Below are 24803 nucleotides of genomic sequence, written 5' to 3' on the forward strand. Positions count from 1 at the left end.
AGAAATGCCGCACGCGTTGCTGGCGCGTGCGGCATGACAAGCTCGGGAGCGCCCCCTGTGCCGGGGGCGGAGCTTAGAGCAGGAAGTCGTTCGAATAGTAGCGCGTCAGGCCCGCGTCAATCTCGAAATCCGCCCGGCCATCGCCATTGACGTCTCCGGAGATGATGGTGCCGGAGTAGCGCAGTTCGCCCGATGTGCCGGAAAACGCGTCCTTGCCGATGAAGGTGAAGGAGTTGTTGCCGCTTCTGTCGGTCCTGGCGTCGATGTCGCGCAGGTCGATCACGTCGTCCTGGCTATCCGGCTTGAAGTCGTCGATGACGTCGCGCTGCGAGCCGACCTTGCTGTCGGAGGTGCGTAGGAAGCGGAACGTATCGGCGCCGGAGCCGCCAACGAGGAAGTCGTTGCCGCTGTCACCGACCAGCAGATCGTTGCCGGAGCCGCCGACCAGGTCGTCATTGCCCGAGCCGCCGTAGAGGCGGTCGTTGCCGCTGTCGCCATAGAGGTCGTCATTGCCGCTGTCGCCATAGATGACGTCCTTGCCGGCACCGCCATAGAGCCGGTCATTGCCGCCGAGGCCTTCGAGCTGGTCGTTGCCATTGCCGCCGCGCAGGATATTGTTGCCGCCAGTGCCGATCAGCGTGTCGTTAGAGTTGGTGCCGGTCGCATTCTCGATGCTCCGGAGCTCCTCGTTGCGGCCGCTGACGGCGCGGGCAAAACCCTCATCGAGGTCGACATAGATGCCGCGGCCTTCTTCGCTGCTCGAATCCTGCAGCGAATAGTTGACCGTGTCGGTGCCGGAGCCGCCATTGAACGAATTGCGGTAGCCGACGGAATAGAAGGTGTCGTTGCCGGCGTCGCCCTTGTAGTCGCTGGCGAGCGTCTTCACTTCGAACCGGTCATTGCCATCGCCGCCGCTGACGACGTCATATTCGCCGCTCGCCTTGGCCGCGCCGCTGTGTTTGTAGATGTCGTTGCCGGAGCCGAGGAAGATGTCGTTGCCGCCTTCGAAGCTGTTGCGCACGAGGTCGTCGCCGCTACCGGCTTCCACATAGTTGAGGCCGCCACGGCTATCGGTCCGATTCAGAACAATCTCGTCATCGCCGCCATAGGTGTAGATTTCAACCTCGGTGCGCGAGTTCTGGACGACGTAATCATCGCCGTTCGTGCCCTTATATACAAACGCCATGTCCTCGTTCCTTTCTCATTCATCTGCTGTTGCCCGACTTTTAGCGCCGGCAAGCTGAACCGCTCTTGAACAAAGTGGGGAGACAGAAGGCATTTTCGAGGCCAATGGGTGAAAATTTGTGAGGGTGAGGGCCGGTCATGCCGATTCCAAGCCGTTCCGGCCCGCGGGAAGCCACGATATGTATAAAGCGCCTGATTGCGTGAAAAATCGAAAAAGCTCTTGATCCGTGAGGGCTTTGGCCCTATCAGGACCGCGAGCGGAGAGGTGGCCGAGTGGTCGAAGGCGCTCCCCTGCTAAGGGAGTATACCGGAAACGGTATCGAGGGTTCGAATCCCTTCTTCTCCGCCAGTCATGCCCCCTAGCGTATGGATTTTGCTATCTGATTACGGATGGCTAAAGCGCTTCCCAACTTCATGTATCTGTTGTTCACATCTTCACAGCTAGCGACGCCGCGCAGCCCTGTGTCCCATCGCTCTGGTCGAATTCCCACCGCTCGGTGTCCGATTCGTTTCGAGCTATGCGCCGCCAGCTTTGCCCCCGTCTCAAATTGTCCATTCGAGGGAGAATAGATTGGGTGGCCGGAACGTGCCGTCTGTAGTGCTGCTCACCTCTATGGAGACAGGCATGCAGGAAATTGTCGTCCGAGCCTATAAAGCCAGTGGCGGCGGCCACGAGTTGCTGGCCGTCATACCCCTGAACGGTGCGAACCTCCCTGGACAGGACGGGCAGCACGCTACGGATAGCGAACTGATCGCCATGACGATGACGGAACTTCGCCATCAAGGGCGCTTTTCAGACGCCGAGATCGAAGCGTTTCAATATAAAGTGGACCGTCCGCGATATCCCGCCGCTCCGGACGTCGTTTCCGCGCCTCTTCCCGACACGACACTCTCTCCCGAACCACCTTCAGGTCGCGCAGCGTCCCGTTAACCGGCGGGGCCGAAAAGGCCGCCCTAAAAAGCCCTGCCCATCCGAATACATCGGCAAGATCGGCCGTGTCCCTAAAACGATGGTAAGCCGGGGGCGAACGCGCATATGAACGACTGGATCTTGTTCTTCATCGGGCTTGCCATACTCCTGGCGTTCTCCTTCACCCTCAACACATTCTTCCTGGGGTCGTTTATCGCAGGCATGAAGCGCTATCTGCTCGGGCGCATCATCGGCGGAACGATAAAGGACACGAGGATCGATCACGAGGCCACCCACCGCACGCTCGGCCTGTTCGGGCTCCAGACGCGCAACGGCGGTCCCGGAGACGAGGAAATCCATCGTCTGACCCCCAAGCGCTGGCAGGAGGTGCTGACTTGGGTTTGTTATATCGGCATGGGCGTGGGCTTCGCGATCATGATTTACGCCAAAGCGCGGTAACCACACGGTGGTGCCACGGCTGACGATTATTTGTCCCGCCGCAAGCATGGTCCTTCGCGACAAAATCGCCGGCCAAAACCAAGAAGATAGAATTCCTCATTATCCGGAATGACGATCACCCGCCGGCCGACTGATGACGCTGCGGACGATGGGCGTTGCCAGTCTATATAAGGTAGGGCGGGCGGTTTCTTGCTGCCGGGGTGGTCGGCGTCGCTCGTGTGCGCTGGAGACCCTTCGATCATCGACTCAAGAATCCGCTGCTTGAATCACCCGAATCGACTTTGAAAACCACCGCTGCCGATTCCCACTTCCGGCCGCGCCGGGCTGGCGGCGATAACAAACGGACATGGGAAAATGCGTCTCCGCCACGTCAAAGTGCGGCCTTTGCCCTTATTTCGCCCGGTCTAAGGCAGGGTTATACAGCTGTGCTGCCGGGCTAAGTGCCCGCTTCATAAGGCCTTTTGTTAAGGATCCATAAACTTTTAGCGATCCGGTCCGCCATTTTGTGTCCTTTGCGCAACAGCGCGTGGCGAAGGCTGACACAAACACCACCTCCTTTCAGTTTGGAGATTGCTTACGGAAGCGCGTCTTGTATTTTCAGGTTCGGAAGCAGGGGCGGTTGATCGTCCGCTTCCTGAACTTGGGGATGGGGCAGGGAACGCTGTCCTTCAGCAAAAAACCCAGACCCGTTTGAAACTTTTTGACTGGAGGTCAGAAATGAACATCAAGAGCCTTCTTATCGGCTCCGCTGCTGCACTCGCAGCAGTATCCGGCGCCCAGGCTGCCGACGCTATCGTTGCTGCCGAGCCCGAGCCGCTGGAATATGTTCGCGTTTGCGACGCATTCGGCACGGGTTACTTCTACATCCCGGGCACCGAAACCTGCCTGCAGATCAGCGGCTACGTCCGTTTCCAGGTAGACTTCGCTGAAGACTCCGCTGGCGCGAACGGCGACGACTGGGGCTACCGCGCTCGTACCCGTGGTTACCTCTCGCTCGACGCCAAGAGCGACACCGAGCTTGGCACGCTGACCGGTCACATCGACCTTCAGGCTGACTCCCACCAGGACGTCTTCCTTGACGGCGCATGGATCCAGCTCGGCGGCTTCAAGGCTGGTTACTTCTACACGGAATGGGATAAGGGCCTGAACGGCGAAACCGACGTTCTCGACGGCACCATCTTCAACATCATCGGCGGCGACACGCTGCTGAATGCTGTATCCTACAAGTACGAAGGCGGCGCCTTCGCTGCTACCGTTGCTCTCGAATCCTTCAGCAACGCAAAGCAGGGCTTCGTTGAATTCGAAGACGGCCTCGGCATCTCGGGTGTTGTCACCGGTTCGTTCGGCGCCGTAAGCGCTGACTTGCTCGGTTCGTATGACTTCGACAACGAAAACGGCGCCATCCGCGGCCTCGTTTCCGCTGACGTTGGTCCGGGCACCCTGCAGGCTGCTGCTGTCTGGTCTTCGGGCGCAAGCCGTTACTGGGATGCTTCCGAGTGGTCGGTTGCTGCATCGTACAAGGCTAACCTCTCTGAAAAGCTGGCAATCACCCCCGGCTTCCAGTACTGGGGCACGCTTGATTACGACGCCTCCGGCGACTACCGCGGTAGCCGCGACGCTTGGCGCGCTGGCCTGACGCTCGACTACACGATCGTCACGGACCTGACCACCAAGATCAGCCTCCAGTACACGGATGTTGACAACGGCGTTGGCAACAAGGGCGCCGGTGGCGACCAGTGGTCGGGCTTCGTCCGTCTGCAGCGTTCGTTCTAATCTGATCTGACTTTTGTCAGTGATGGGAGACCCGGCTTTCGAGCTGGGTCTTTTTCGTTTTCGGCATGGTATCGGCTGGACGCGCACGACCTTTTCCCGTTATGGCGGGAAGTGAGGCTTTGGCGATGGCGATTTTATGGACCCGTCAGAATCCGGCGAGGAACGCCTGGACCGATGGGAAGACGGCGGCGTGGTGCAGGAGAGGGGCGTGGCCCTGGCCCGGTGCGATCACGGTTTTGACCGTTGCGGCCTGCGCGGCCATCCGGGCGAGCGTCTGGTCGGTGAAAAGACGGGAATGTTCGCCGCGCACGACAAGCAGCGGCTTTTTCGCCAGGAGCTCGAATTGCGGCCAGAGCGTCGGCAGGGGTTTTGAGAAGTCGATGGCCTGCAACTGGTCTGTCAGCTTCGGATCATAGTCGGGGACGAGCCGGTCTTCCCTTTCCGCGTAGATCGCCTCTGCCATGTCGCGCCAATCGGCGGGGGAAAGGGCTGGGAAAGACGCACCGTGAATATCGCGGAGCAGGGTGGCGGCTGCATCAAGATTCTCAGGAGCGGAGCGCCCGGAGAGATAGTCGCGAATTTCCCTGAGCCCATCCGCCTCGATCTCCGGGCCGATATCGTTGAGAATAGCACCGGCGATAAGGTCCGGCTTCATCGCTGCCATGACATGCAGGATCAGCCCGCCGCGCGAGGTGCCTGCGAAAAGGCAGCGTTCCAGGCCAAGCGCGGTGCAGACGGTGATGACATCCCGGCATTCGATGGCGACATTGTAGTTCGCCGCAGTCTCGTCATAGCCGGAAAGGCCGCGGCCGCGATAATCGAGCGCGATGACCCGTCGGGGTGCGACGGGATCCTGCGAGACGAGCAAAGCAAGCTGGTGAAAATCCCGCACGTTGCGGCTGAGGCCGGGCAGGCAGATGAGAGGCAGCCGTCCGGTCTGCGCTTTTGTCGTGTAATCGCGCGCATGAAGCATCAATCCATCTTCGGCTGGGAAGAAACGGCTTTCGAATTCACTCATGTGTCTGCATCCGCCTAACCGATGGAAAGGAAGCGCAACCTAGAGGGGCCGCTTGCCGAGGGCAAGACGCCGCCCGCCGCTCGCTTACCGGCCGACGCTCAGGTCGTGCACGATATCGGCCTTCTGGCCGAGCCGGGTCTTGTAGACTTGATAATTCTCCATGACCCGCTGCACATAGCCGCGTGTCTCGGAGAAGGGGATGCGCTCGATCCAGTCGACGACCTCGTCAATCGGCTTGCCGCGCGGATCGCCATAACGCGCGATCCACTGCGGCACGCGGCGCGGGCCGGCATTGTAGGCGATGAAGGTGAGCACGTAGGAACCGCCGAAATCGCTGATCTGCTCGCCGAGATAATGGGCGCCGAGCGTCGCGTTATAGGCGGCGTCCGTCGTCAGCCGCTCCTTGGAATAGGCAAGCCCATAGCGTTTCGCCACACCCTGCGCGGTGCCCGGCATCAGTTGCAGCAAGCCCTGCGCATTGGCGGGCGAGACGGCGGCCGGGTTGAAAGCGCTTTCCTGGCGCGCGATCGCGTAGGCGAGCGCCTTTCCGGAGCCTGAAATATTGGCGCCATCCGGAATGACGCCGATCGGGAAGGCGAGCGCCGCCACATCAATGCCGCGCCCGAAGGCGATCTTCCCGATCTGCAGGGAAAGCTGGTGGTTGCTGCCCTTTTCCGCCTGCGCCGCGAGAAGCGCGAGTTCGCCCGGGCTCATCAACTCGCCGGCCAGCGCGCGATAAAGGCTTTCACCGCGCCAGCCATGGCCGGCCGCCTGCAAGCGAGCGATCGCCTGCACGGCTTCCCGCTGTTGGAAACGCGTGCGCTCTTCCGTCGTCGGCGTCGGATAGGCGACGTTCAGCGCCGTGCGGCCGAGCCTTGCGCCGGCAAGCTGGCCATAGAAGGTGCCGGGAAAATTCGCAGCCTTGGCAAAATAGTCCTTCGCCTCTGCGGGGTTGCCCTTTTCCGCCGCCCGGCCCAGCCAGTACCAGGCGCGCGACACGGAAAGCGGGCGATCGGAGGCTTGCAGGATGCGCTGGAAATGGCTTGCGGCGGTCTTCGCATCGCCGAGATCGCGCAGCGCATACCAGCCAGCGTGGAATTCCGCTTCGACAATGTCCGTCGGATCGTCCGCCCCATGCCGCGCGGCGACGCGATAGGCATCCTTGTAATCGCCGAGATCGGCAAGGCCGCGGCTGACGATACGCTGCTCGTTCCACCAGGCGCCGGGATTGACGAGACGCGCCGGGTCCTCCGGCATGGCGGCGAAGAGTTTCGCCGCCGCGCGATATTCCTCCTGGTTGCGCAGGTGCCGGATGCGCAGGAACGTATAAGCCGGGTCCTTCTGCCAGCCGGCATCGACGGCCTTGATCAGCGTGCCGGCCGTCTTGTTCTTGCGGATGACGGCGGCCCAGGCGCGATAGAGCGACTGTGCCTTGCCGAGATCGCCAAAACGCTGCGCTTGGTCGGCGCGGTCGCGATAGAGCAGCATTTCCATGCGCATCTTGTGGTCGTTGGCGGTCAGCAGCGTGCCGAATTCTTCGAGCGCCTTGCTTTCGAGCTCCTTGGAAAGCGGCTCCTTCTGCCAGAAGGACCGTAGGATGTCCCCAGCGCGTGCCGCATCCCCCGTCGCGACGAGCGCGCGGCAGAGCACGAGGGCACCTTCCGGCGTTTCCGGCCGCGTCGTGCCGAAGGCGGCGAGCACGTCGGCGCTCGCCGGGTTTTCGCGGGCAAGCGCGCGTTCGGAATTGGCGCGCAGCGCCTTCAGCCCCGGCCAGCCCTTTAACTCGCGCTGGGCGTTGGCGATTTCCCAGGAGGGCACGCCGCGCTGGCCCGAGACGGCGATGGCCCAGGTCAGGATATGCCGGTCGAGACTGTCGGAGGCGAGGCGGTTGCGCGCAACGATGGCGGCGGCCGCATCGCGGTTGGAAAGCGCGTCGAGCCCTTCGCGCAATTCCGCACTCACCGCCTGCACGCTGTCGGCGCGCGGAATAGCGTTGGTGATGATGTCCTTCGACGGCATGTCGGCAGCAAAGCCGAGCGGCTTTATCGAAGAGGTCGTGGTGTTGTCCGCCTCGACGGGCGAGGAGCGCAGCGCAAGGCATGCCACTCCGGCAAGAAGCAAGGCAAAAAGGGCAAAACTGTTTCTCGAGATCATGTCACATCCCGGATGCCTGACAGGCGGCACATCAGAAGCGTCTCTTCCCGCCTGATCTTTGACAATCATTAACCCTTTGTTGTCTTAACGAAGCCTTACCGGCCGCGCTCACTAAGCCGTGAAGGCGGCTACATGCAGGCGACGGATCACGCGGCACGAATATTCTTCGTTGCGCATCCTTTCGCCTTGATCATGCATGAAAAACGCCCCTCGCGCCGCTTGCCGCATGACTGTCACATGATTATTGTGCGGCAGTTTTTAACCACGGAATACGGCCAAAGCATGTAAGCCTCCGGGCGGCTCTGGTCTCAGGAGTTCTCGATGTTCAAGGGATCCATTCCCGCTCTCGTCACCCCGTTCACCGATGCCGGCGCCGTCGACGAAGACGCCTTTGCCGCGCATGTCGAATGGCAGATCAGCGAAGGCAGCCACGGCCTCGTGCCGGTCGGCACCACCGGCGAATCGCCGACGCTGTCGCATGACGAGCACAAACGGGTGGTGGAACTCTGCATCAAGGTGGCTGCTGGCCGCGTGCCTGTCATCGCCGGTGCCGGCTCGAACAACACCAAGGAAGCGGTCGACCTCGCCCAGCACGCCGAAAAGGCGGGCGCGGATGCCGTCCTCGTGGTCACGCCCTATTACAACAAGCCGACGCAGAAGGGCCTTTTCGCCCATTATGCGGCGATCGCCCAAAGCGTGAAGCTGCCGATCATCATCTACAACATTCCGGGCCGCTCGGTGGTCGACATGTCGCCGGAGACGATGGGTGCACTGCATAAGGCGCATCCGTCGATCGTCGGCGTCAAGGATGCGACGGGCAAGATCGAGCGCGTTTCCGAACAGCGCATCACCTGCGGCAAGGCATTCGTCCAGCTTTCCGGCGAAGACGCCACGGCGCTCGGCTTCAACGCCCATGGCGGCGTCGGCTGCATCTCGGTGACGGCCAATGTCGCGCCGCGGCTCTGTGCCGAATTCCAGGAGGCGACGCTCGCCGGCGATTATGCCGCGGCGCTGGAATACCAGGACAAGTTGATGCCGCTGCACAAGGCGATCTTCATCGAGCCGGGGCTTTGCGGCGCGAAATATGCGCTGAACCGCACCCGCGGCCTGAGCCGCTTCGTGCGCTCGCCGCTCATCCCGACCCTGGAGCCGGCGACGGAGGCAGCGATCGACGCAGCGCTTCGCCATGCCGGCCTTTTGAATTGATATGATAACAAAACCCCGTCCAGTAACGCCGAAAACGACACCCAGGAAGCCATCGACGATCAAGAAGATCGTGGCGGAGAACCGCAAGGCCCGCTTCAACTACGAGATCATCGATACCTACGAGGCCGGCATCGTGCTGACCGGCACGGAGGTCAAGTCGCTGCGCGAAGGCAAGGCGAATATCGCGGAATCTTATGCGTCGGACGAGGGCGGCGAGATCTGGCTGATCAATTCCTACCTGCCGGAATATCTCCAGGCGAACCGCTTCAACCACGAGACCCGCCGGCGCCGCAAGCTTCTGCTCTCGAAGCGCGAGATCAATCGCCTGCGCATCGCGATCAACCGGGAAGGCATGACGCTCGTGCCGCTGAAGGTCTACTTCAACGATGTCGGCCGGGCGAAACTCGAACTCGCGCTCGCCAAGGGCAAGAAGCTGCACGACAAGCGCGAGACGGAGAAGGAACGCGACTGGAATCGCCAGAAGGGCCGCCTGCTGCGCGATCGCGGCTGAGCTACCCTTCTTTCTTCCTTAGAACTGGCTGTAGAGCTGCGCGATGACGGACTGGCGCGCCGTGCGGGCGAGCTGTTCGTTGTTGACTTCCGGCGGCACATCCGGCGAGGCGGCCGGGTTGGCGCTTGGCGTGCGCGGCGTCAGGAACGACGACATCAGGCTGTTGAGGTCGGTGCTTTCGATCGCGAGGCGCGCGGTCGGGTTGCGGCCGTTGCTGACGCGCTCGTCGGTCGTCGCCTGGGCAGGCGGCACGGCATAGGCGGGCAGGGCGGAAATGCCCGGCAGGCCGCTCGGCGCATAGAGGAAGCTGAGATCACCGATGTCTTCGGCCGTCTCCGAGGGAGTCGAAACCTGGGTGACCGGCTGCGGCGCGGCGAGCGCGGCAAGGGCTGTGACGGCCGGACGGGTCTCGAGCGCGCTCGAGACTGCCCGATAGCTGTTTGCCGAAAGCGATACTGCGTCCACCATTGCCCCGATGTTCCAATGCGAAATGACTGTCCGGTATTGGGAATATCAGGGGAGTCTTGAGGAAGCTTAATGGCCGGTGGACCTATTTGATTCAATGTTTAACGAAGCCTTGAAACACCCGATTTTCCGAGGTTTCCGCAGGTCCAAAAAGAAAACCCCGGTCGCGTGCGGCCGGGGTTTTCTGTTCCGTTCCTGAGCGTCAGCCTATTCGACGACGTTTTCGGCGGGCTCCACATTGCGCTGCGGGCGCTCGGAGGGGTCGCGGCCGATCTCGGCTCTCAGCGATCCGAGGTCGATGAAATAGTCGGCCTGGCGGCGCAGGTCGTCGGCGATCATCGGCGGCTGGGTCTGCATGGTGGAGACGACGGAGACCTTTCGGCCCCGGCGCTGCAACGCCTCGACGAGGGTGGTAAAGTCGCCGTCGCCGGAGAAGATGACGAGGTGGTCCACCGTCTCGGACTGCTCCATCGCATCGATGGCGAGCTCGATGTCCATGTTGCCCTTGATCTTGCGGCGGCCGAGCGAGTCGGTGAATTCCTTGGCGGGCTTGGTGACGACCTTGTAGCCGTTATAGTCGAGCCAGTCGATCAGCGGGCGGATGGAGGAATATTCCTGGTCTTCGATCAGCGCCGTGTAGTAATAGGCGCGCAGCAGGTAGCCGCGTTTCTGGAAGGCCTTCAGAAGTTTTCTGTAATCGATGTCGAAGCCGAGAGTTCTGGACGCCGCATAGAGATTTGCACCGTCGATGAAGAGGGCGATTTTCTCGCGGGGGTCGAACATATTGGGCAATCCTTTAAGTAGACGTTGGGGTAAACGATTGAGCCCAGGCCAAGTATCGGCCTGTCCGGATGCACTACCCGGTTGAATTAACTCTTTTTCATATAATCTTCATTTAGGGCAGTGCGGCGTGCTTTCCAAGCAAATCTAGGTTGCGGCTGTCATTTTTCCGTCCGGTATCGTTTCAGTAAAATCGAGACTTGGCGAATTGGAAAATAGTTCCCGCGCCTTACCCTATTTGTCGGATATTTGGGCTTTTCACCTACCGTTAGGGGAGGCATCAATCACAAGTTACATGGGCTGCCTTACGACACGCCAAAACGGGGCGGGATAAGGAAAAACTTGAATTTTCCGTCCATTGGCTGTATCGGGCATGCAAACCCCTGAAATTCTCGATCACAAAGGACAGGCAATGGCCCGTGTCACCGTTGAAGATTGCATTGACAAGGTAGACAACCGCTTCGAGCTGGTTCTCCTTGCAAGCCATCGCGCCCGCCTCATTTCGCAGGGCGCCGCCATCACCATCGACCGCGACAACGACAAGAACCCCGTCGTGGCGCTGCGCGAAATCGCCGACGAGCGCCTTTCGCCGGACGACCTCAAGGAAGACCTGATTCACTCGCTGCAGAAGCATGTCGAAGTGGACGAGCCCGAGCCCGATCCGGCAAGCCTTGCCGCCGACACCGAAACCACGACGGCCAGCGCCGACGAGGACGAGGACCAGCCGGAAACCATCGCCTTCGACCGCATGTCGGAAGAAGAGCTGCTGGCCGGCATCGAAGGCCTCGTGCCGCCGGAAAAGAGCGACGACTACTGATTTCGGTCACTTTACCGAAGCCGTTGATATTGCGAATGTCGGTGCGCCCCTCTTAAGGTCGGGGCGCACTTTTTTTTGCCCGGCGCTGGACCGGGAAGGAGCCGACCGAGAATGATGCGTCAATATGAACTCGTCGAACGGGTTCAGAAGTACAAGCCGGAAGCCAACGAGGCGCTGCTGAACAAGGCCTATGTTTATGCGATGCAGAAACATGGCCAGCAGAAGCGCGCGAGCGGCGATCCCTACATTTCGCATCCCCTCGAAGTCGCCGCCATCCTGACCGACATGCGCCTCGACGAATCGACGATCGCGGTCGCGCTGCTGCACGACACGATCGAGGATACGAGCGCGACACGCGCGGAAATCGACGAACTGTTCGGCGAGGATATCGGCGCGCTGGTCGAAGGCCTCACCAAGATCAAGAAGCTCGACCTCGTCTCCAAGAAGGCCAAGCAGGCCGAAAACCTGCGCAAGCTGCTGCTCGCAATCTCCGACGACGTGCGCGTGCTCTTGGTGAAACTCGCCGACCGGCTGCACAATATGCGCACGCTGGACCACATGACGCCAGAAAAGCGCGCCCGCATTTCCGAAGAGACGATGGACATCTATGCGCCGCTCGCCGGCCGCATGGGCATGCAGGACATGCGCGAGGAGTTGGAAAACCTCTCCTTCCGCCACATCAACCCGGAAGCCTTCGAGACCGTCACGCGCAAATTGGAAGAGCTTTCCCAGCGAAACGAGGGCCTGATCCGCAAGATCGAGGACGAACTGCGCGAGTTGCTGGTCACCAATGGTCTCTCGGATGCGCTGGTCAAGGGCCGGCAGAAGACGCCCTATTCGGTGTTCCGCAAGATGCAGTCGAAGTCGCTGTCCTTCGAGCAGCTTTCCGACGTCTACGCCTTCCGCATCCTCGTCGACGACATTCCCGGCTGTTACGCCGCCCTCGGCATCGTGCACACGCGCTGGCGGGTCGTGCCGGGCCGGTTCAAGGACTATATCTCGACGCCCAAGCAGAACGACTACCAGTCGATCCACACGACCATCGTCGGCCCGTCGCGCCAGCGCATCGAGCTGCAGATCCGCACCAAACGCATGCACGAGATCGCCGAATACGGCATCGCCGCCCATTCGCTCTACAAGGACAAGGACAGCACGAACGGCGAGGAGAAGACCCGCTCGCCGCGCTCCAACGCCTACGCCATGCTGCGCCGGACGATCGAATCGCTGGCCGAAGGCGACAATCCGGAAGAATTCCTCGAGCACACCAAGCTCGAACTCTTCCAGGATCAGGTCTTCACCTTCACGCCGAAGGGCCAGCTGATCACGCTGCCGCGTGGCGCCACACCCATCGACTTCGCCTATGCGGTGCACACCAATATCGGCGACACCTGCGTCGGCGCGAAGATCAACGGCCGCATCATGCCGCTCGTCACCCGCCTCAACAACGGCGACGAGGTGGAAATCATCCGCTCCGGCATCCAGGTGCCGCCGCCGGCCTGGGAAGAGATCGTCGTCACCGGCAAGGCGCGCGCCGCCATCCGCCGCGCCACCCGCGCCGCCGTGCGCAAGCAATATTCCGGCCTCGGCTACCGCATTCTGGAGCGCACCTTCGACCGCGCCGGCAAATCCTTCTCCCGTGACGGGCTGAAGCCGGTGCTGCACCGGCTCGGCCACAAGGACGTCGAGGACGCCATTGCGGCCGTCGGGCGCGGCGAACTTTCCTCGCTCGACGTGCTGCGCGCGGTCTTCCCGGATTACCAGGACGAGCGCGTCACGGTGAAGCCGAGCTCCGGCGACGGCTGGTTCAACATGCGCAGCGCCGCCGGCATGGTTTTCAAGCTGCCCGGCAAGACCAAGGCGGCGCTGGCGGAGGCTGCGACCGAGACCGGCCCCGAGGCGCTGCCGATCCGCGGCCTTTCCGGCAATGCCGAGGTGCATTTCTCCGCAGGCGGCGCCGTGCCGGGCGATCGAATCGTCGGCATCATGGAAAAGGACAAGGGAATCACCATTTACCCGATCCAGTCGCCGGCGCTGCAAAAGTTCGACGACGAGCCGGAGCGCTGGATCGACGTGCGCTGGGACCTCGACGAGGCCAACAACACCCGCTTCATGGCGCGCATCATGATCAACGCGCTGAACGAGCCGGGCACGCTGGCCGAAGTCACCCAGACGATCGCCACCAGCGACGTCAACATCCGCTCCATGTCGATGACGCGGGTGGCGGCCGACTTCACCGAGGTACATATCGACCTGGAGGTCTGGGATCTCCGCCAGCTCAACCAGCTGATGGGCCAGCTCAAGGAACTTCAGTGCGTCTCGACGATCAGCCGGGTCTTTACATGACGGTTTCTATGCAAATTTGTGGCAACCTGCCTCGATTGAGGCAGGTTTGCCCAAGTTTTGACCAGCCGTTATGCGCCGTTCGCATGGCTGCAATGGAATAGTGTCGCTGGTAACTTTGGCGCGATAAACTATCTTCTGTCTCGGGAGGTCAACCGATACGAGGTTTACCATGCTGAAGCAGTTCAAGAACTTTACCCGCGCCCTGCGCATCCCTTCGAGCGAAGAGCGCGAAACCGCCTATCTCAACGGCGCAATCGACCGGATCGACCTGGAATACCGCCAGCGTCAGATCGACCGCGGCCTCTTCCGCAAGAACTACTAATATCTGACCGGATCATGTGGCGCAGCCTGCTTGCGCCACTGTGACCGCTGGCGTCTACGCGGTGTCATCCGCGCGCCATTGAAATGCCACTAACGGATCGGCTATGTCTGGGCAATGTTGTTCAGACGCCGAAAGAAGGCCACCTGGCCCGACCGATTGCGCGAATTCTTCTGGCCGCGCAAGGGGTTGACGCGTCCCGCGCGCTACCTCGCCAAGCGAATCCTGCGTCTGTCCGCGTCGCCGCACGCGGTTGCCGCGGGGGTTGCGGCCGGCACTTTCTCCGCCTTCACGCCGCTTCTCGGCTTTCACGTCATTCTGGCGCTCGCGCTCGCCTATCTTTTCGCCGGCAACCTGCTGGCCGCCGCGCTCGCGACGACCATCGCCAATCCGCTCACGATTCCCCTGATCGCGCTTGCGACCTTCCGCCTCGGCGAGGTGCTGCTCGGCATCGAGTCCGCCGAAGCGGTCACGGCGGCCGAGCTCTTCCATCGGCTGGAGCATCTCCAGCTTTCCGAGCTGTGGCAGCCGGTGCTGAAGCCGATGCTGGCTGGTGCGGGCATTCTCGGCATCACGGCGGCAGTGCTTGCCTATGGCGCGACGCGGTTTGCCGTGCGTTCCTTCAAGGCGCGGCGCCACGCGCGGCTCCTGGAGCGGGCCGGCCTGGTATCCGCCCATCCCGTCCTTTCCCGCGGAGAAAAATCCCTATGATCATCGGCATCGGCAGCGACCTCATCGACATCCGCCGGGTGGAGAAGTCGCTGGAGCGGTTCGGCGAGCGCTTCACCCAGCGCTGCTTCACCGAGATCGAGCGGACGAAATCCGATCGCCGCAAGAACCGCGCGGCCTCCTATGCCAAGCGTTTCGCCGCCAAGGAGGCCTGTTCCAAGGCGCTTGGCACCGGCCTTGCGCAGGGCGTGTTCTGGAAGGACATGGGCGTGGTCAACCTGCCGGGCGGCAAGCCGACCATGAAGCTCACCGGCGGCGCGCTGGAACGGCTGAATGCGATGATGCCCGAGGGCCACGAGCCGCACATCCACATCACCATCACCGACGACTTTCCGCTGGCACAAGCTTTCGTCATCATCGAGGCCCTGCCGGCCGGAACGCCCGGATAGGGTGTGGTTTGTTGACGAACCTTGCCCCACCCACTGACATCATCCTCGGGCTTGACCCGAGGATCCACGCGGCGCCCGCGGCAGTGGATGGTCGGGTCAAGCCCGACCATGACGGAGGAGGGGTTGGCGGGCTTTGCCAGCAGTTCGCGCCCGGATAACCGGCACCCCGCGTCTTTTTGACCGACACGATTTCCAACACGCAACCTTTCCTCTATAGAGGGCCCCATGTTTGCAGATAAGGACAGATCCGGCGTGGCAGAGAAGACTGAGAAGGCCCAGAGCGGCCTGTGGGAAAACGTCAAGGTCATCATTCAGGCGCTGCTGCTTGCCGTGGTGATCCGCACGGTGCTTTTCCAGCCCTTCACCATCCCGTCGGGCTCCATGATGCCGACGCTGCTCGTCGGCGACTATCTCTTCGTCAACAAGTTCTCCTACGGCTATTCGAAATATTCGCTGCCGTTCTCGCCGAACCTGTTCTCCGGCCGCATCTTCGCGAGCGAACCGGCGCGCGGCGACATCGTCGTCTTCCGCTTCCCGCCGAACCCGGACATCGACTATATCAAGCGCCTCGTCGGCCTGCCGGGCGACCGCGTCCAGGTGCGCGACAGCGAGCTCTACATCAACGGCGTGGCGGTGAAGCGCGAGCAGGACGGCTTCTTCCGCGCCGACGACCAGTACGATACCGGCGAGGACGTGCCGGTGTTCCGCGAGACGCTCGACACGGGCACGACCTACGACACCCTGGATACGCGCCCCGGCACAGTCGGTGACAACACGCGCGAATTCATCGTGCCGGAAGGCCATTATTTCATGATGGGCGACAACCGCGACAACTCGGCCGACAGCCGCTTTGACGTGGGCTTCGTTCCGGCGGAGAACCTGATCGGCCGCGCAAGCCTGATCTTCTTCTCGCTCGGCAACGACACGTCCTTCAGCGAAATCTGGAAGTGGCCGACGAATTTGCGCTGGGACCGCCTCTTCAAGGTTGTTGAATGAAGGGCGCCATCCCGCTGAACGACGCGAACCGCAAGGTTCTCGAAGACCTGATCGGCTACGCCTTCACCGATAAGGACCGTCTCGACCGCGCGATCACCCATGCCAGCGCCCAGTCGGGCAAGGGCAGCAATTACGAGCGTCTGGAGTTCCTGGGCGATCGCGTGCTTGGGCTCTGCATCGCCGAGATGCTGTTTCGCACCTTTCGCGACGCGAAGGAGGGCGAGCTTTCCGTGCGCCTGAACCAGCTGGTCAGCGCCGAAAGCTGTGCGGCGGTCTCCGACGATCTCGAATTGCACCGCTTCATCCGCACCGGGGCGGATGTGAAAAAACTCACCGGAAAAGCCATGCTGAATGTGCGCGCCGATGTGGTAGAGTCGCTGATCGCCGCGATCTACCTCGATGGCGGGCTTGAAGCGGCGCGGGGGTTCATCCTGCGCAACTGGCAGGGCAGGGCGGAACGCGCCGAAGGGGCGCGGCGCGACGCCAAGACCGAATTGCAGGAATGGGCGCATGCCAGGTTCGGCGTGACGCCGCACTACTGGGTGGACGAGCGCTCCGGCCCGGATCATGATCCCCGCTTCACCGTGACGGTGGAGGTGAAGGGCGTGAAGCCGGAAACCGGCATCGACCGCTCGAAACGGGCCGCCGAACAGGCGGCTGCGACAAAGATTTTGGAACGCGAAGGCGTCTGGCCGAAGAGCCAAACCGCGGATTGACGGAAAATATGACCGAAGAACAAACAAACCCCGCCGAGAGCAGCACGAACGGCGAGGGCCCGACCCATTCGGGCTTCGTCGCCCTGATCGGTGCGACCAATGCCGGCAAGTCCACGCTGGTCAACCGCCTCGTCGGCGCCAAGGTGTCGATCGTCAGCCACAAGGTGCAGACGACGCGCGCCATCGTGCGCGGCATCGCGATCCACAACAATGCGCAGATCGTCTTCATGGACACGCCCGGCATCTTCAAGCCGCGCCGCCGGCTCGACCGCGCCATGGTGACGACCGCCTGGGGCGGCGCCAAGGATGCCGACTTCATCATGTTCCTGATCGACAGCGAACGGGGGCTGAAGGGCGATGCGGAGAAGATCCTGGAAGGCCTGAAAGAGGTCCACCAGCCGAAAATCCTCGTGCTGAACAAGGTCGACCGGGTGAACCCGGAAGACCTTCTGAAGCTCACTGCCGCCGTAAACGAGGTCGTGTCCTTCGAGCGCACCTTCATGGTGTCGGCGCTGACCGGCTCGGGCTGCGACGACGTCATGGACTACCTCGCCGCCGCCCTGCCGGAAGGCCCGTGGTACTATCCGGAAGACCAGATCTCCGACCTGCCGATGCGCCAGCTCGCAGCCGAGATCACCCGCGAAAAGCTCTTCCTGCGCCTGCACCAGGAGCTTCCCTATTCCTCGCATGTCGAGACGGAGAACTGGGAAGAGCGCAAGGACGGCTCGGTGCGCATCGAGCAGGTCATCTATGTCGAGCGCGACAGCCAGAAGAAGATCGCGCTCGGCAAGAACGGCGACGCGATCAAGGCGATCTCGATGGCGTCCCGCAAGGAACTGTCGGAAATCCTCGAACAGCCCGTGCACCTCTTCCTCTTCGTGAAGGTGCGCGAGAACTGGGGCGACGACCCGGCCCGCTTCCGCGAAATGGGCCTCGATTTCCCGACGTCGTGACGGTTACGGCCGCGCCTTGATGGCGGGGCCGACCTCCAGGATGCGGTTCGTCCAGATATAGCCGGGAAATTGTTCGGGCAGGTCTTCCACCTGTTCGGCCGTGTCGATGCCGGCCGAGCCGCCGCCGCCGGAATAGGGGCCGACGAGGATGACGTCGCTGCCGGCGTCGCGCATGCGGGTCATGAAGCGGTTCGGCCAACCCCAGAGCAGCCAGGCATAGTTGCTCGGCACCGGCACCAGCGTGTTGCGGCAAGCCTCCGGCACATAGCCGATCCAGCCGGTGGCGAGGTAGTGCAGCAGGCAATCCTTGGCCGACGTGCGGGTGTAACCCTTGAGGCCGGGCAGGGCGGCAAGGGCCGCATCCGTCGGCTCGCCCCCGCCATAGACGCCGAAGACCTTTTCGCGCCAGGCCGGGTTGGCGTTGAGCAATGCCGCGAGCGCCTCGCCTTCCTCCGCCCGCCGGCTCTTGAAATTGATCAGCAGCGGGCCTGCCGGATTGGCGGCGAAGATATCCTCCAGCATCGGCATCTGCCCGACGCCCTTGCCGCGGAACGGATAGGTCTTGCCGCCATCCGCCGTATAGCCGTAGCCGATGTCGAGCGTCTTCAGCACCGCGCTGTCGGTCTCCTCGGTCACGCCCTGGCCGTTCGTGCGGCAATTAAGCGTCCAGTCGTGGAAGACCGCGAATTTCTTGTCGGGCGTCAGGTGCACGTCGATCTCGACGACCGCGGCACCCGCCGCAAAGGCGGCCTTCATGCCGGCAACCGTATTTTCCAGATAGTCGTGTTTCGGCGGGTCGATCAGCGTCGCCGTGCAGGTGTCGTTGTCGAGCTCTTCACGACCATAGGTCTGGTGGACGCCGCGATGGGCCAGAAGCTTCGCCTCGCCGTCCGGCGCGCTGGCGATCAGCGAACTGTTGAAGGACCAGACGAGAAGCGCGAGGCCCAGCAAGAAGATCGGCGTGTTTTTCATGAAGTTCCTCCAGCGGCCCCGTTACAGGGATAGGGGCTCGCTTCAGGCACTGCAAGTCGCGGAAAATGGTCAGGCGCTGGCGCGCCGCTCCGGGGTCTGTGCGGCCTCGCGGGCCTTTTCGACGAGCCGCTGCATCGCCCAGATGCCGATCTCTTCCAGCGTCAGGGGGCGGCTGATGAGATAGCCCTGGTAGAGGTCGCAGCCGGCGGCGGCAAGCAGCGCCATCTTCTCCGTCGTGTCGACGCCCTCGGCGATGACCGACATGTCCTGCGCATGGCAGAGGGCGACGAGGGCGCGCAGCGTCGGCAGTGCGGCGGAACGCGTCAGGCTTTCGACCAGCTCGCGGTCGAGCTTGATGGTCTCGGCCGGGTATTCGATGATCTGCTGCACTGAGGTATAGCCGGCGCCGAAATCGTCGATCGAGATGCGGAAGCCGCGGGCGCGAAGAATCTCGATGTTGCGGCGGGACTGATCACCCAGCTTCACCGCGAAGGTTTCGGTGAGCTCGATCTCGATCATGCGTGCATCGATGCCATGGCGGTCGGCGCATTCGCAGAAATGGTCGCTGATCGACTTGGTGTAAAGTTCGGCCGACGAGATGTTGATGCAGAGGATCGTCTCGGGGCCGAAAAGCTTGCGGATATGGCTGTGCTCGGACATCGCCCGGTCGATCACCCACCAGTCGATCTTGCTGAACAGGCCGGTCGTCTCGGCGATCGGGATGAATTCGTCCGGCGTGACGCGGCCGAGCACCGGCGAGGTCCAGCGCAGGAGCGCCTCGCAGCCCGTCACCTTGCCGTGGCCGTCGACGATCGGCATGTAGACGAGGTGGAATTCCCGGTCCGGTTCAAGGACGCGCAGTTCCTCCTCGATGCGGCGCTGGCGGTTGCGCTTTTCGTGCAGCGAGCGGGAATAGCGGGCCGAGCCGTTCTTGCCTTGCGATTTCGCCTGGTACATCGCCGCGTCGGCATGCGCCACCAGTTCTGGCAGCGTGCGGGCATCTTCCGGGTAAACCGCGATGCCGATGCTGGCGGTGACCGGATAGGCCTTGTCCAGCACTTCGAAACCTTCGCCAAACAGCGCCAGGATGGCGTTGGAGATTTCCGTGATCGTGCCGCTGCCCGGCTGGCAGCGCAGCATGATGGCGAATTCATCGCCGGAAAGCCGGGCGAACAGGCCGTTCGGCAGGCCGCGCTCGCCAACGACGCGCTCGACGATGTCGGAGATACGGTCGGCCAGCGTCTTCAGAAGCTCATCGCCGATCTTGTGGCCGTGTTTGTCGTTGACGAACTTGAAATTGTCCACGTCGATGAAGAGCAGGGTGCAGCCGATATCCTCGGCTTCGGCCTCTTCGAGGATCTGCGTCGAGCGGATGTTGAAATATTCGCGGTTGGAAATGCCGGTCAGCGTGTCGGTCCAGGAGGCGTTGCGCACGAGATCGAAGGACTTCATCGAATGGTCGTGCAGCCGCTTGACGTTTGCCGAAAGGCGGCCGATCTCGCCGGGTTCGTTCATCTCGGGCAGCGCACTGCGGTTGCCGGTCATCACGTCGGTGAGCTGGCGGTCGAGGCTGGCGATCGGATTGGTGATGTAGCGGCGCACCAGGCCGAGCACGAGGATGATCGTGCAGAGGCTGAGCGCGATGGCGCCGAGCGCCAGAAGCGATTTCAGCGTCCAGAGCCGGTTTTCAAGATAGGACGGGTCCGGCGTCAGGCGCGCGAAGAGCGAGGGGCTAAGCGTCGCGGTCGCCGAAAGCGAGCCCTGCGCCAGAAGCTGGTGCTGCCCGATGTCGATCGTCGCGCCATATTCCTTTTCCAGCGCCCGTTTCATGTCGAGGAAGAGCTTTGGCCGGACCGCCGTCTGCACCAGGATCGCGCTGCCCTTGGCGCTGGCGACCGGGCGGTTGAAGGTCAGCGGGTCGATGAATTCCGAATGCACGATCAGCGGTTCCAGGCCGGCCGTGTTGAGATAGGACCAGGAGGAGAGCCGCGGGCTGTCGATGACCTGCTGCGCATGCACGATCTGCTGCGGCGTGATCTCGGCGAACGGGTCGTCGCTATCCTCGAAATAATAATCCACCGTCAGCGGCGGACGGATGATCGCGACCGAGATGAAGCGCTTGCGGTCGTCGGTAAGCGAGGTGATGCTCTGCTGCAGCCGCACGCCGAGCGCGGTGTTGCGATAGGCGGCATCCGGCTCGTTGACGAAGAGGCGCACGGCGCCGCCTTCGACGAGCGAATAGATGAAGCTGCGGTTCTGCGTCACCTCGTTCTGGAAGACGGCGGTGAGCAGGCCCATCTGCTGCCACAGGCGCGCGCGCTCGAGCGCGAGGATCGACGAACCCTGCACGTAATAGATCAGTGCGCCGGCGAGCACGTAACCTGCCAGCACGACCGGGAAGATGAGGGAGAGGGCGCGTTTTCCGAGCGTCACTGATTCTGGGCCAGACTGCTGATGATGCGGCGGCGGGCCTGGACCGATTGAACGGTCAGTTCCTCCTGAAGCTGGCTCTTCGCCAGGATTTCCGGTGCCGCATAGATTTCGGGATTGGATCGCATGTCTTCCGGCAGCAGGGCGAGTGCGGCCGTGCTTGCGGTCGGCATGTTGAGCTTGACGGCGTTGCGCGCGCCGTTCTTGGCGTTGCTGATATAGTCGACCAGCTTCAGCGCGAGGTCCTTGTTGTTCGAGCGTGCACTGACGGAGATGCAGTCGAGCCAGGAGAGCGTGCCTTCCTTCGGCACGACATAGCGCCAGAGGCCGGGCGAGGAGACCTTGTCGTTCAGCGTGTACTGGTCGCCGCTATAGCCGAGCGCCATGTGGATGTTCGGGCCTTTGTCGGCGCTCTGGATCGAGGTGATGACATAGTCGTAGGTCAGCACGAAGGGCGCCTGGGCCTTCATCAGCTCGTAGGCCGCCTTCAGCGTCTCGTTGTCGTTGGCGTTCACCGATTTGCCGAGCAGGACGAGCGGGCCGACGAAGGCCTCGTTGTGGTCGTCATACATGGCGATATGGCCGCGCAGGCTTTCGGCCGGGCGCATGATGTCCGCCCAGGAGCTCGGCGGCGTGGTGATCTTGTCGGAGCGGTAGAGAATGCCCATCGTGCCCCAGAGATAGGGCACGCCGTAGCCGCCGCAGCGCTTCGACCAGTCTTGTGCGTAATCCTTCAGCGCCGGTACGTTTTCCGCGTCGAGCGCCATGATGACGCCGCGGTTGCCATAGAGCTTGGCGCCGTTCTCGTTGGTCACGACCACGTCGACATTGCTGTTCGGGTCGGCGAGGATTTCGTCGCGCGCATCGCCGCTGTCGTAGAAGGTCTGGCGCACCTCGATGCCTGTCTCGGCCGCCCAGTCGGCGAGGATCTGCTCGTCGATATAGGATTCCCAGATGAGCAGGTTGAGCGACGCCGCATGCGCGGGCCCTGCCGCGGCCAGGGCCGCCAGTGAAACTGCTGCAAGAACTGTTGCGCGCATGCCGATGGCCCCGTTGCAGTTGCGTGCGGGCAGGATAGTCGGCAAGACTTTATGAAGGGTTACAACCAGTAAGCCTATGTTGACGGCCGTTCAACCCTGGCACAGTTCTGCCACGCGCCGCCTTCCGTGATATATATTGTGGACGTGGCCGCCGGTCCGGGGCCTTTCGGTGGCCTGCCGGAGGCCGGCGCACTATGGTCGCCGCCCGCGCCACCCAGAGGAGTTCCCCATGGCCCCGACACCGCTCAAGATCGCGAACCTGATCGCCGCCGAGATCAAGGCGACCTCCGCGCAGGTTTCCGCCGCCGTGGGACTGCTCGACGAGGGCGCGACGGTGCCCTTCATCGCGCGCTACCGCAAGGAAGTGACCGGCGGCCTCGACGACACGCAGTTGCGCACGCTGGCTGAGCGGCTGACCTATCTGCGCGAACTGGAAGCCCGCCGCGCCTCGATCCTCGAATCGATCTCGGGGCAGGGCAAGCTGACGGACGAGCTGACCGCCAAGATCGCCGCCGTCACGACCAAGGCCGAACTCGAAGACATTTACCTGCCCTACAAGCCGAAGCGCCGCACCAAGGCGGAGATCGCCCGCGAACGCGGCCTCGGCCCACTCGCCGAACAGATTCTGGCGGACCGTGCGCTGGTGCCGGCGGAACTGGCGGCGAAGTTCCTCTCCGCCGAGGTGCCGGACGTGAAGACGGCGCTGGAAGGCGCGCGCGACATCGTCGCCGAGCAACTGACGGAAAATGCCGACCTGCTGAAGCGGCTGCGCGAATATATGAAGAGCAACGCCTTCCTGCGCGCCCGCGTCGTCGAGGGCAAGCAGGAGGCCGGCGCGAAGTTTTCCGACTATTTCGACCATACCGAACGCTGGGCGACGGTGCCGGGCCATCGCGCGCTCGCCATGCTGCGCGGCTGGAACGAGGAGTTCCTGTCGGTCGATATCGTCGTCGACCAGGACAACACCGAACCGGTCAAACCCGTCGAACGCATCATCACCTCCTTCTATGCCATCGGCACGAAGCCCGGCGACAAATGGCTCGCCGAGGTGATCGGCTGGACCTGGCGCGTGAAGCTCTCCATGTCGTTGTCGCTCGACCTGATGCGCGAGATGCGCGAGCGCTCGGAAGAAGAGGCGATCCGCGTTTTCGCCCGCAATCTCAAGGACCTGCTCCTTGCCGCCCCCGCCGGCACCCGCGCCACGATGGGCCTCGACCCGGGCATCCGCACGGGCGTCAAGGTCGCGGTCGTGGACAATACCGGCAAGGTGGTGGAGACGACGACCGTCTATCCGTTCCCGCCGAAAAACGACGTGCGCGGCACCCAGGCCGAAATCGCCTCGCTCATACGTAAGCACAAGGTGGAGCTGATCTCGATCGGCAACGGCACCGGCAGCCGCGAGACCGAAAAACTCGTCGCCGATCTTTTGGCACAGTTGCCCGCGCCAAAACCCACCAAGGTCATCGTTTCGGAAGCCGGCGCCTCCGTCTATTCCGCCTCGGAAACGGCGGCCGCCGAATTCCCCAATCTCGACGTCTCGCTGCGCGGTGCCGTCTCCATCGCGCGGCGTTTGCAGGATCCGCTTGCCGAACTCGTGAAGATCGAGCCAAAGTCGATCGGCGTCGGCCAGTACCAGCACGATGTCGACCAGGGCAAGCTGTCGCGGTCGCTCGATGCCGTGGTGGAAGATGCGGTGAACGCCGTCGGCGTCGATCTCAACACGGCGTCGGCCCCGTTGCTCGCCCGCGTTTCCGGTCTCGGCAAATCGTCGGCCGAGGCGATCGTCGCGCATCGTGACGCCAACGGCCCGTTCGGAAGCCGCAAGGAGCTGATGAAGGTCCCCCGCCTCGGCGCGCGTACTTTCGAACAGGCCGCCGGCTTCCTCCGCATCCCGAACGGCAAGGAACCGCTCGATGCCTCCTCGGTGCATCCGGAAGCCTATGGCGTGGCGAAAAAGATCGTCGCCGCCTGCGGCCGGGACGTGCGCACGCTGATGGGCGACAGCGCCGCCCTCAAGCAGCTCGACCCGAAAGTCTTCGTCGACGAGCGCTTCGGCCTGCCGACCGTGAAGGACATTCTGGCCGAACTGGAAAAGCCCGGCCGCGACCCACGCCCGGAATTCAAGACCGCGACCTTCGCCGACGGCATCGATGACATCAAGGACCTGAAGCCCGGCATGCTGCTCGAAGGCACGGTGACCAATGTCGCCGCCTTCGGCGCCTTCATCGATATCGGCGTGCACCAGGACGGCCTCGTGCATGTCTCGCAACTGGCGGATCGCTTCGTCAAGGATCCGCACGATGTGGTGAAGGCGGGCGATGTGGTGAAGGTGCGCGTCACCGAAGTGGACGTGCCGCGCAAGCGCATCGGCCTGACCATGCGCAAGGAGGGCGGCGAGCCGGCACCGCGCGACAACGCGTCCCGCAACGATAAAAATGCACAGATGAAGCCGAAATTCGCGCAGGCGGCACCGAAGCAGCAGGCGCCGTCGCAGGGTGCCTTCGGCGCGGCGCTTGCCGAGGCGATGAAGCGGAAATAAGCCCAAATTTTCCTAATGGCTGCCGGCAGAAATCGTCGTTTGTTTTGACCCGCCCGCTTTCGCATAGTCGCGGCATGGGCGGGCTCAAACGGGCCGGGC

General features: G+C 62.7%; 23 protein-coding genes and 1 tRNA gene. 16 read left to right on the top strand and 8 right to left on the bottom strand.

The genetic code is table 11. From position 1 onward, the window contains the following. Positions 1–73: 73 nt before the first annotated feature. Positions 74–1186: a calcium-binding protein gene (locus AC1RWL_RS27980; RefSeq protein ID WP_435265139.1), complete on the bottom strand. Its 1113-nt coding sequence runs from the start codon at positions 1184–1186 to the stop codon at positions 74–76. A 258-nt stretch (positions 1187–1444) separates the two neighbouring features. On the opposite strand from AC1RWL_RS27980, the gene AC1RWL_RS27985 reads away from it, so the two are divergent. From AC1RWL_RS27985 to AC1RWL_RS28000, 4 genes are all read left to right on the top strand, one after another. Beyond that, positions 1445–1534: transfer RNA gene (locus AC1RWL_RS27985), tRNA-Ser, on the top strand. Positions 1535–1810: 276 nt separating this feature from the next. Further along, entirely contained in the window at positions 1811–2116 is a 306-nt protein-coding gene (locus AC1RWL_RS27990; RefSeq protein ID WP_493096740.1) for a hypothetical protein, read from the top strand. Between the two features lie 105 nt (positions 2117–2221). After that, on the top strand, positions 2222–2554 hold the full coding sequence (locus AC1RWL_RS27995; protein ID WP_493096741.1) for a hypothetical protein: 333 nt from the start codon (positions 2222–2224) through the stop codon (positions 2552–2554). Positions 2555–3271: 717 nt separating this feature from the next. After that, complete coding sequence (locus tag AC1RWL_RS28000; RefSeq protein WP_439630555.1) at positions 3272–4327, top strand: porin; 1056 nt, start codon at positions 3272–3274, stop codon at positions 4325–4327. 145 nt (positions 4328–4472) lie between these two features. Here the strand turns inward: AC1RWL_RS28000 and AC1RWL_RS28005 are convergent, their stop codons facing one another. Both AC1RWL_RS28005 and AC1RWL_RS28010 read right to left on the bottom strand, forming a co-directional pair. Beyond that, on the bottom strand, positions 4473–5300 hold the full coding sequence (locus AC1RWL_RS28005; protein WP_493158546.1) for an alpha/beta fold hydrolase: 828 nt from the start codon (positions 5298–5300) through the stop codon (positions 4473–4475). A 129-nt stretch (positions 5301–5429) separates the two neighbouring features. Beyond that, positions 5430–7499: a lytic transglycosylase domain-containing protein gene (locus AC1RWL_RS28010; protein WP_493096743.1), complete on the bottom strand. Its 2070-nt coding sequence runs from the start codon at positions 7497–7499 to the stop codon at positions 5430–5432. Between the two features lie 132 nt (positions 7500–7631). On the opposite strand from AC1RWL_RS28010, the gene AC1RWL_RS28015 reads away from it, so the two are divergent. Genes AC1RWL_RS28015 through smpB form a run of 3 tightly spaced genes read left to right on the top strand, consistent with a single transcriptional unit; the run spans position 7632 to position 9216 of the window. Further along, a complete protein-coding gene (locus AC1RWL_RS28015) occupies positions 7632–7787 on the top strand; it encodes a hypothetical protein (protein WP_256118765.1) in 156 nt (51 codons plus the stop codon). A gap of 33 nt (positions 7788–7820) precedes the next feature. After that, positions 7821–8705, top strand: coding sequence for a 4-hydroxy-tetrahydrodipicolinate synthase (gene dapA, locus AC1RWL_RS28020; protein WP_493096744.1), 885 nt, complete (start codon positions 7821–7823; stop codon positions 8703–8705). A gap of 1 nt (position 8706) precedes the next feature. Further along, positions 8707–9216: an SsrA-binding protein SmpB gene (smpB, locus tag AC1RWL_RS28025; protein WP_256118767.1), complete on the top strand. Its 510-nt coding sequence runs from the start codon at positions 8707–8709 to the stop codon at positions 9214–9216. Positions 9217–9234: 18 nt separating this feature from the next. Here smpB and AC1RWL_RS28030 read toward each other — a convergent pair whose 3' ends face one another. Together AC1RWL_RS28030 and AC1RWL_RS28035 are read right to left on the bottom strand one after the other, a co-directional pair. After that, complete coding sequence (locus AC1RWL_RS28030) at positions 9235–9684, bottom strand: hypothetical protein (RefSeq protein WP_493096745.1); 450 nt, start codon at positions 9682–9684, stop codon at positions 9235–9237. A 204-nt stretch (positions 9685–9888) separates the two neighbouring features. Beyond that, the gene (locus AC1RWL_RS28035) at positions 9889–10464 is read right to left on the bottom strand and encodes a LabA-like NYN domain-containing protein (protein WP_256118769.1); all 576 of its coding nucleotides are present in this window, start codon (positions 10462–10464) and stop codon (positions 9889–9891) included. A gap of 409 nt (positions 10465–10873) precedes the next feature. Between AC1RWL_RS28035 and rpoZ the strand changes: the two genes are divergently transcribed. The 8 genes from rpoZ (at position 10874) to era (ending at position 17723) form a co-directional block, all read left to right on the top strand. Beyond that, positions 10874–11278, top strand: coding sequence for a DNA-directed RNA polymerase subunit omega (gene rpoZ, locus AC1RWL_RS28040; protein WP_256118770.1), 405 nt, complete (start codon positions 10874–10876; stop codon positions 11276–11278). A gap of 111 nt (positions 11279–11389) precedes the next feature. Next, positions 11390–13621, top strand: coding sequence for a RelA/SpoT family protein (locus tag AC1RWL_RS28045; protein ID WP_435265147.1), 2232 nt, complete (start codon positions 11390–11392; stop codon positions 13619–13621). A 169-nt stretch (positions 13622–13790) separates the two neighbouring features. Continuing rightward, positions 13791–13943: a DUF3563 family protein gene (locus AC1RWL_RS28050; RefSeq protein ID WP_256118772.1), complete on the top strand. Its 153-nt coding sequence runs from the start codon at positions 13791–13793 to the stop codon at positions 13941–13943. Between the two features lie 114 nt (positions 13944–14057). Continuing rightward, complete coding sequence (locus AC1RWL_RS28055) at positions 14058–14651, top strand: DUF2062 domain-containing protein (protein ID WP_493096746.1); 594 nt, start codon at positions 14058–14060, stop codon at positions 14649–14651. Then, positions 14648–15058, top strand: a complete 411-nt coding sequence (gene acpS, locus AC1RWL_RS28060) for a holo-ACP synthase (RefSeq protein WP_493096747.1) — start codon at positions 14648–14650, stop codon at positions 15056–15058. The genes AC1RWL_RS28055 and acpS overlap by 4 nt, the downstream gene beginning before the upstream one ends. A gap of 252 nt (positions 15059–15310) precedes the next feature. Next, entirely contained in the window at positions 15311–16054 is a 744-nt protein-coding gene (gene lepB, locus AC1RWL_RS28065; protein ID WP_256118775.1) for a signal peptidase I, read from the top strand. After that, complete coding sequence (gene rnc, locus AC1RWL_RS28070; RefSeq protein ID WP_493096748.1) at positions 16051–16770, top strand: ribonuclease III; 720 nt, start codon at positions 16051–16053, stop codon at positions 16768–16770. Before lepB ends, rnc begins: the two co-directional genes overlap by 4 nt. An 8-nt stretch (positions 16771–16778) precedes the next feature. Next, positions 16779–17723 (top strand): GTPase Era, encoded by a 945-nt coding sequence (gene era, locus AC1RWL_RS28075; protein WP_439630569.1) that lies wholly within the window; start codon positions 16779–16781, stop codon positions 17721–17723. Positions 17724–17726: 3 nt separating this feature from the next. On the opposite strand, the gene AC1RWL_RS28080 is transcribed toward era, so the two are convergent. The 3 genes from AC1RWL_RS28080 to AC1RWL_RS28090 form a co-directional block, all read right to left on the bottom strand. Beyond that, positions 17727–18695 (bottom strand): glycerophosphodiester phosphodiesterase family protein, encoded by a 969-nt coding sequence (locus AC1RWL_RS28080; protein ID WP_493096749.1) that lies wholly within the window; start codon positions 18693–18695, stop codon positions 17727–17729. Between the two features lie 69 nt (positions 18696–18764). After that, positions 18765–21128, bottom strand: coding sequence for a putative bifunctional diguanylate cyclase/phosphodiesterase (locus AC1RWL_RS28085; RefSeq protein WP_493096750.1), 2364 nt, complete (start codon positions 21126–21128; stop codon positions 18765–18767). Continuing rightward, positions 21125–22165: a polyamine ABC transporter substrate-binding protein gene (locus AC1RWL_RS28090; protein ID WP_493096751.1), complete on the bottom strand. Its 1041-nt coding sequence runs from the start codon at positions 22163–22165 to the stop codon at positions 21125–21127. Before AC1RWL_RS28090 ends, AC1RWL_RS28085 begins: the two co-directional genes overlap by 4 nt. A 229-nt stretch (positions 22166–22394) precedes the next feature. Here AC1RWL_RS28090 and AC1RWL_RS28095 point away from each other — a divergent pair, with 229 nt between their 5' ends. Beyond that, positions 22395–24704 (top strand): Tex family protein, encoded by a 2310-nt coding sequence (locus tag AC1RWL_RS28095; RefSeq protein ID WP_493096752.1) that lies wholly within the window; start codon positions 22395–22397, stop codon positions 24702–24704. The last annotated feature ends 99 nt before the right edge of the window (positions 24705–24803 follow it).

The organism is Shinella sp. GW821-FHT10F02 (genome assembly GCF_058809275.1).

Bases quoted from the DNA above. Each gene is read 5' to 3' on its own strand.
- AC1RWL_RS27980 (WP_435265139.1), bottom strand. From the start codon at position 1,186: ATGGCGTTTGTATATAAGGGCACGAACGGCGATGATTACGTCGTCCAG.
- AC1RWL_RS27990 (WP_493096740.1), top strand. From the start codon at position 1,811: ATGCAGGAAATTGTCGTCCGAGCCTATAAAGCCAGTGGCGGCGGCCAC.
- AC1RWL_RS27995 (WP_493096741.1), top strand. From the start codon at position 2,222: ATGAACGACTGGATCTTGTTCTTCATCGGGCTTGCCATACTCCTGGCG.
- AC1RWL_RS28000 (WP_439630555.1), top strand. From the start codon at position 3,272: ATGAACATCAAGAGCCTTCTTATCGGCTCCGCTGCTGCACTCGCAGCA.
- AC1RWL_RS28005 (WP_493158546.1), bottom strand. From the start codon at position 5,300: ATGCTTCATGCGCGCGATTACACGACAAAAGCGCAGACCGGACGGCTG.
- AC1RWL_RS28010 (WP_493096743.1), bottom strand. From the start codon at position 7,499: ATGATCTCGAGAAACAGTTTTGCCCTTTTTGCCTTGCTTCTTGCCGGA.
- AC1RWL_RS28015 (WP_256118765.1), top strand. From the start codon at position 7,632: ATGCAGGCGACGGATCACGCGGCACGAATATTCTTCGTTGCGCATCCT.
- dapA (WP_493096744.1), top strand. From the start codon at position 7,821: ATGTTCAAGGGATCCATTCCCGCTCTCGTCACCCCGTTCACCGATGCC.
- smpB (WP_256118767.1), top strand. From the start codon at position 8,707: ATGATAACAAAACCCCGTCCAGTAACGCCGAAAACGACACCCAGGAAG.
- AC1RWL_RS28030 (WP_493096745.1), bottom strand. From the start codon at position 9,684: ATGGTGGACGCAGTATCGCTTTCGGCAAACAGCTATCGGGCAGTCTCG.
- AC1RWL_RS28035 (WP_256118769.1), bottom strand. From the start codon at position 10,464: ATGTTCGACCCCCGCGAGAAAATCGCCCTCTTCATCGACGGTGCAAAT.
- rpoZ (WP_256118770.1), top strand. From the start codon at position 10,874: ATGGCCCGTGTCACCGTTGAAGATTGCATTGACAAGGTAGACAACCGC.
- AC1RWL_RS28045 (WP_435265147.1), top strand. From the start codon at position 11,390: ATGATGCGTCAATATGAACTCGTCGAACGGGTTCAGAAGTACAAGCCG.
- AC1RWL_RS28050 (WP_256118772.1), top strand. From the start codon at position 13,791: ATGCTGAAGCAGTTCAAGAACTTTACCCGCGCCCTGCGCATCCCTTCG.
- AC1RWL_RS28055 (WP_493096746.1), top strand. From the start codon at position 14,058: ATGTTGTTCAGACGCCGAAAGAAGGCCACCTGGCCCGACCGATTGCGC.
- acpS (WP_493096747.1), top strand. From the start codon at position 14,648: ATGATCATCGGCATCGGCAGCGACCTCATCGACATCCGCCGGGTGGAG.
- rnc (WP_493096748.1), top strand. From the start codon at position 16,051: ATGAAGGGCGCCATCCCGCTGAACGACGCGAACCGCAAGGTTCTCGAA.
- era (WP_439630569.1), top strand. From the start codon at position 16,779: ATGACCGAAGAACAAACAAACCCCGCCGAGAGCAGCACGAACGGCGAG.
- AC1RWL_RS28080 (WP_493096749.1), bottom strand. From the start codon at position 18,695: ATGAAAAACACGCCGATCTTCTTGCTGGGCCTCGCGCTTCTCGTCTGG.
- AC1RWL_RS28090 (WP_493096751.1), bottom strand. From the start codon at position 22,165: ATGCGCGCAACAGTTCTTGCAGCAGTTTCACTGGCGGCCCTGGCCGCG.
- AC1RWL_RS28095 (WP_493096752.1), top strand. From the start codon at position 22,395: ATGGCCCCGACACCGCTCAAGATCGCGAACCTGATCGCCGCCGAGATC.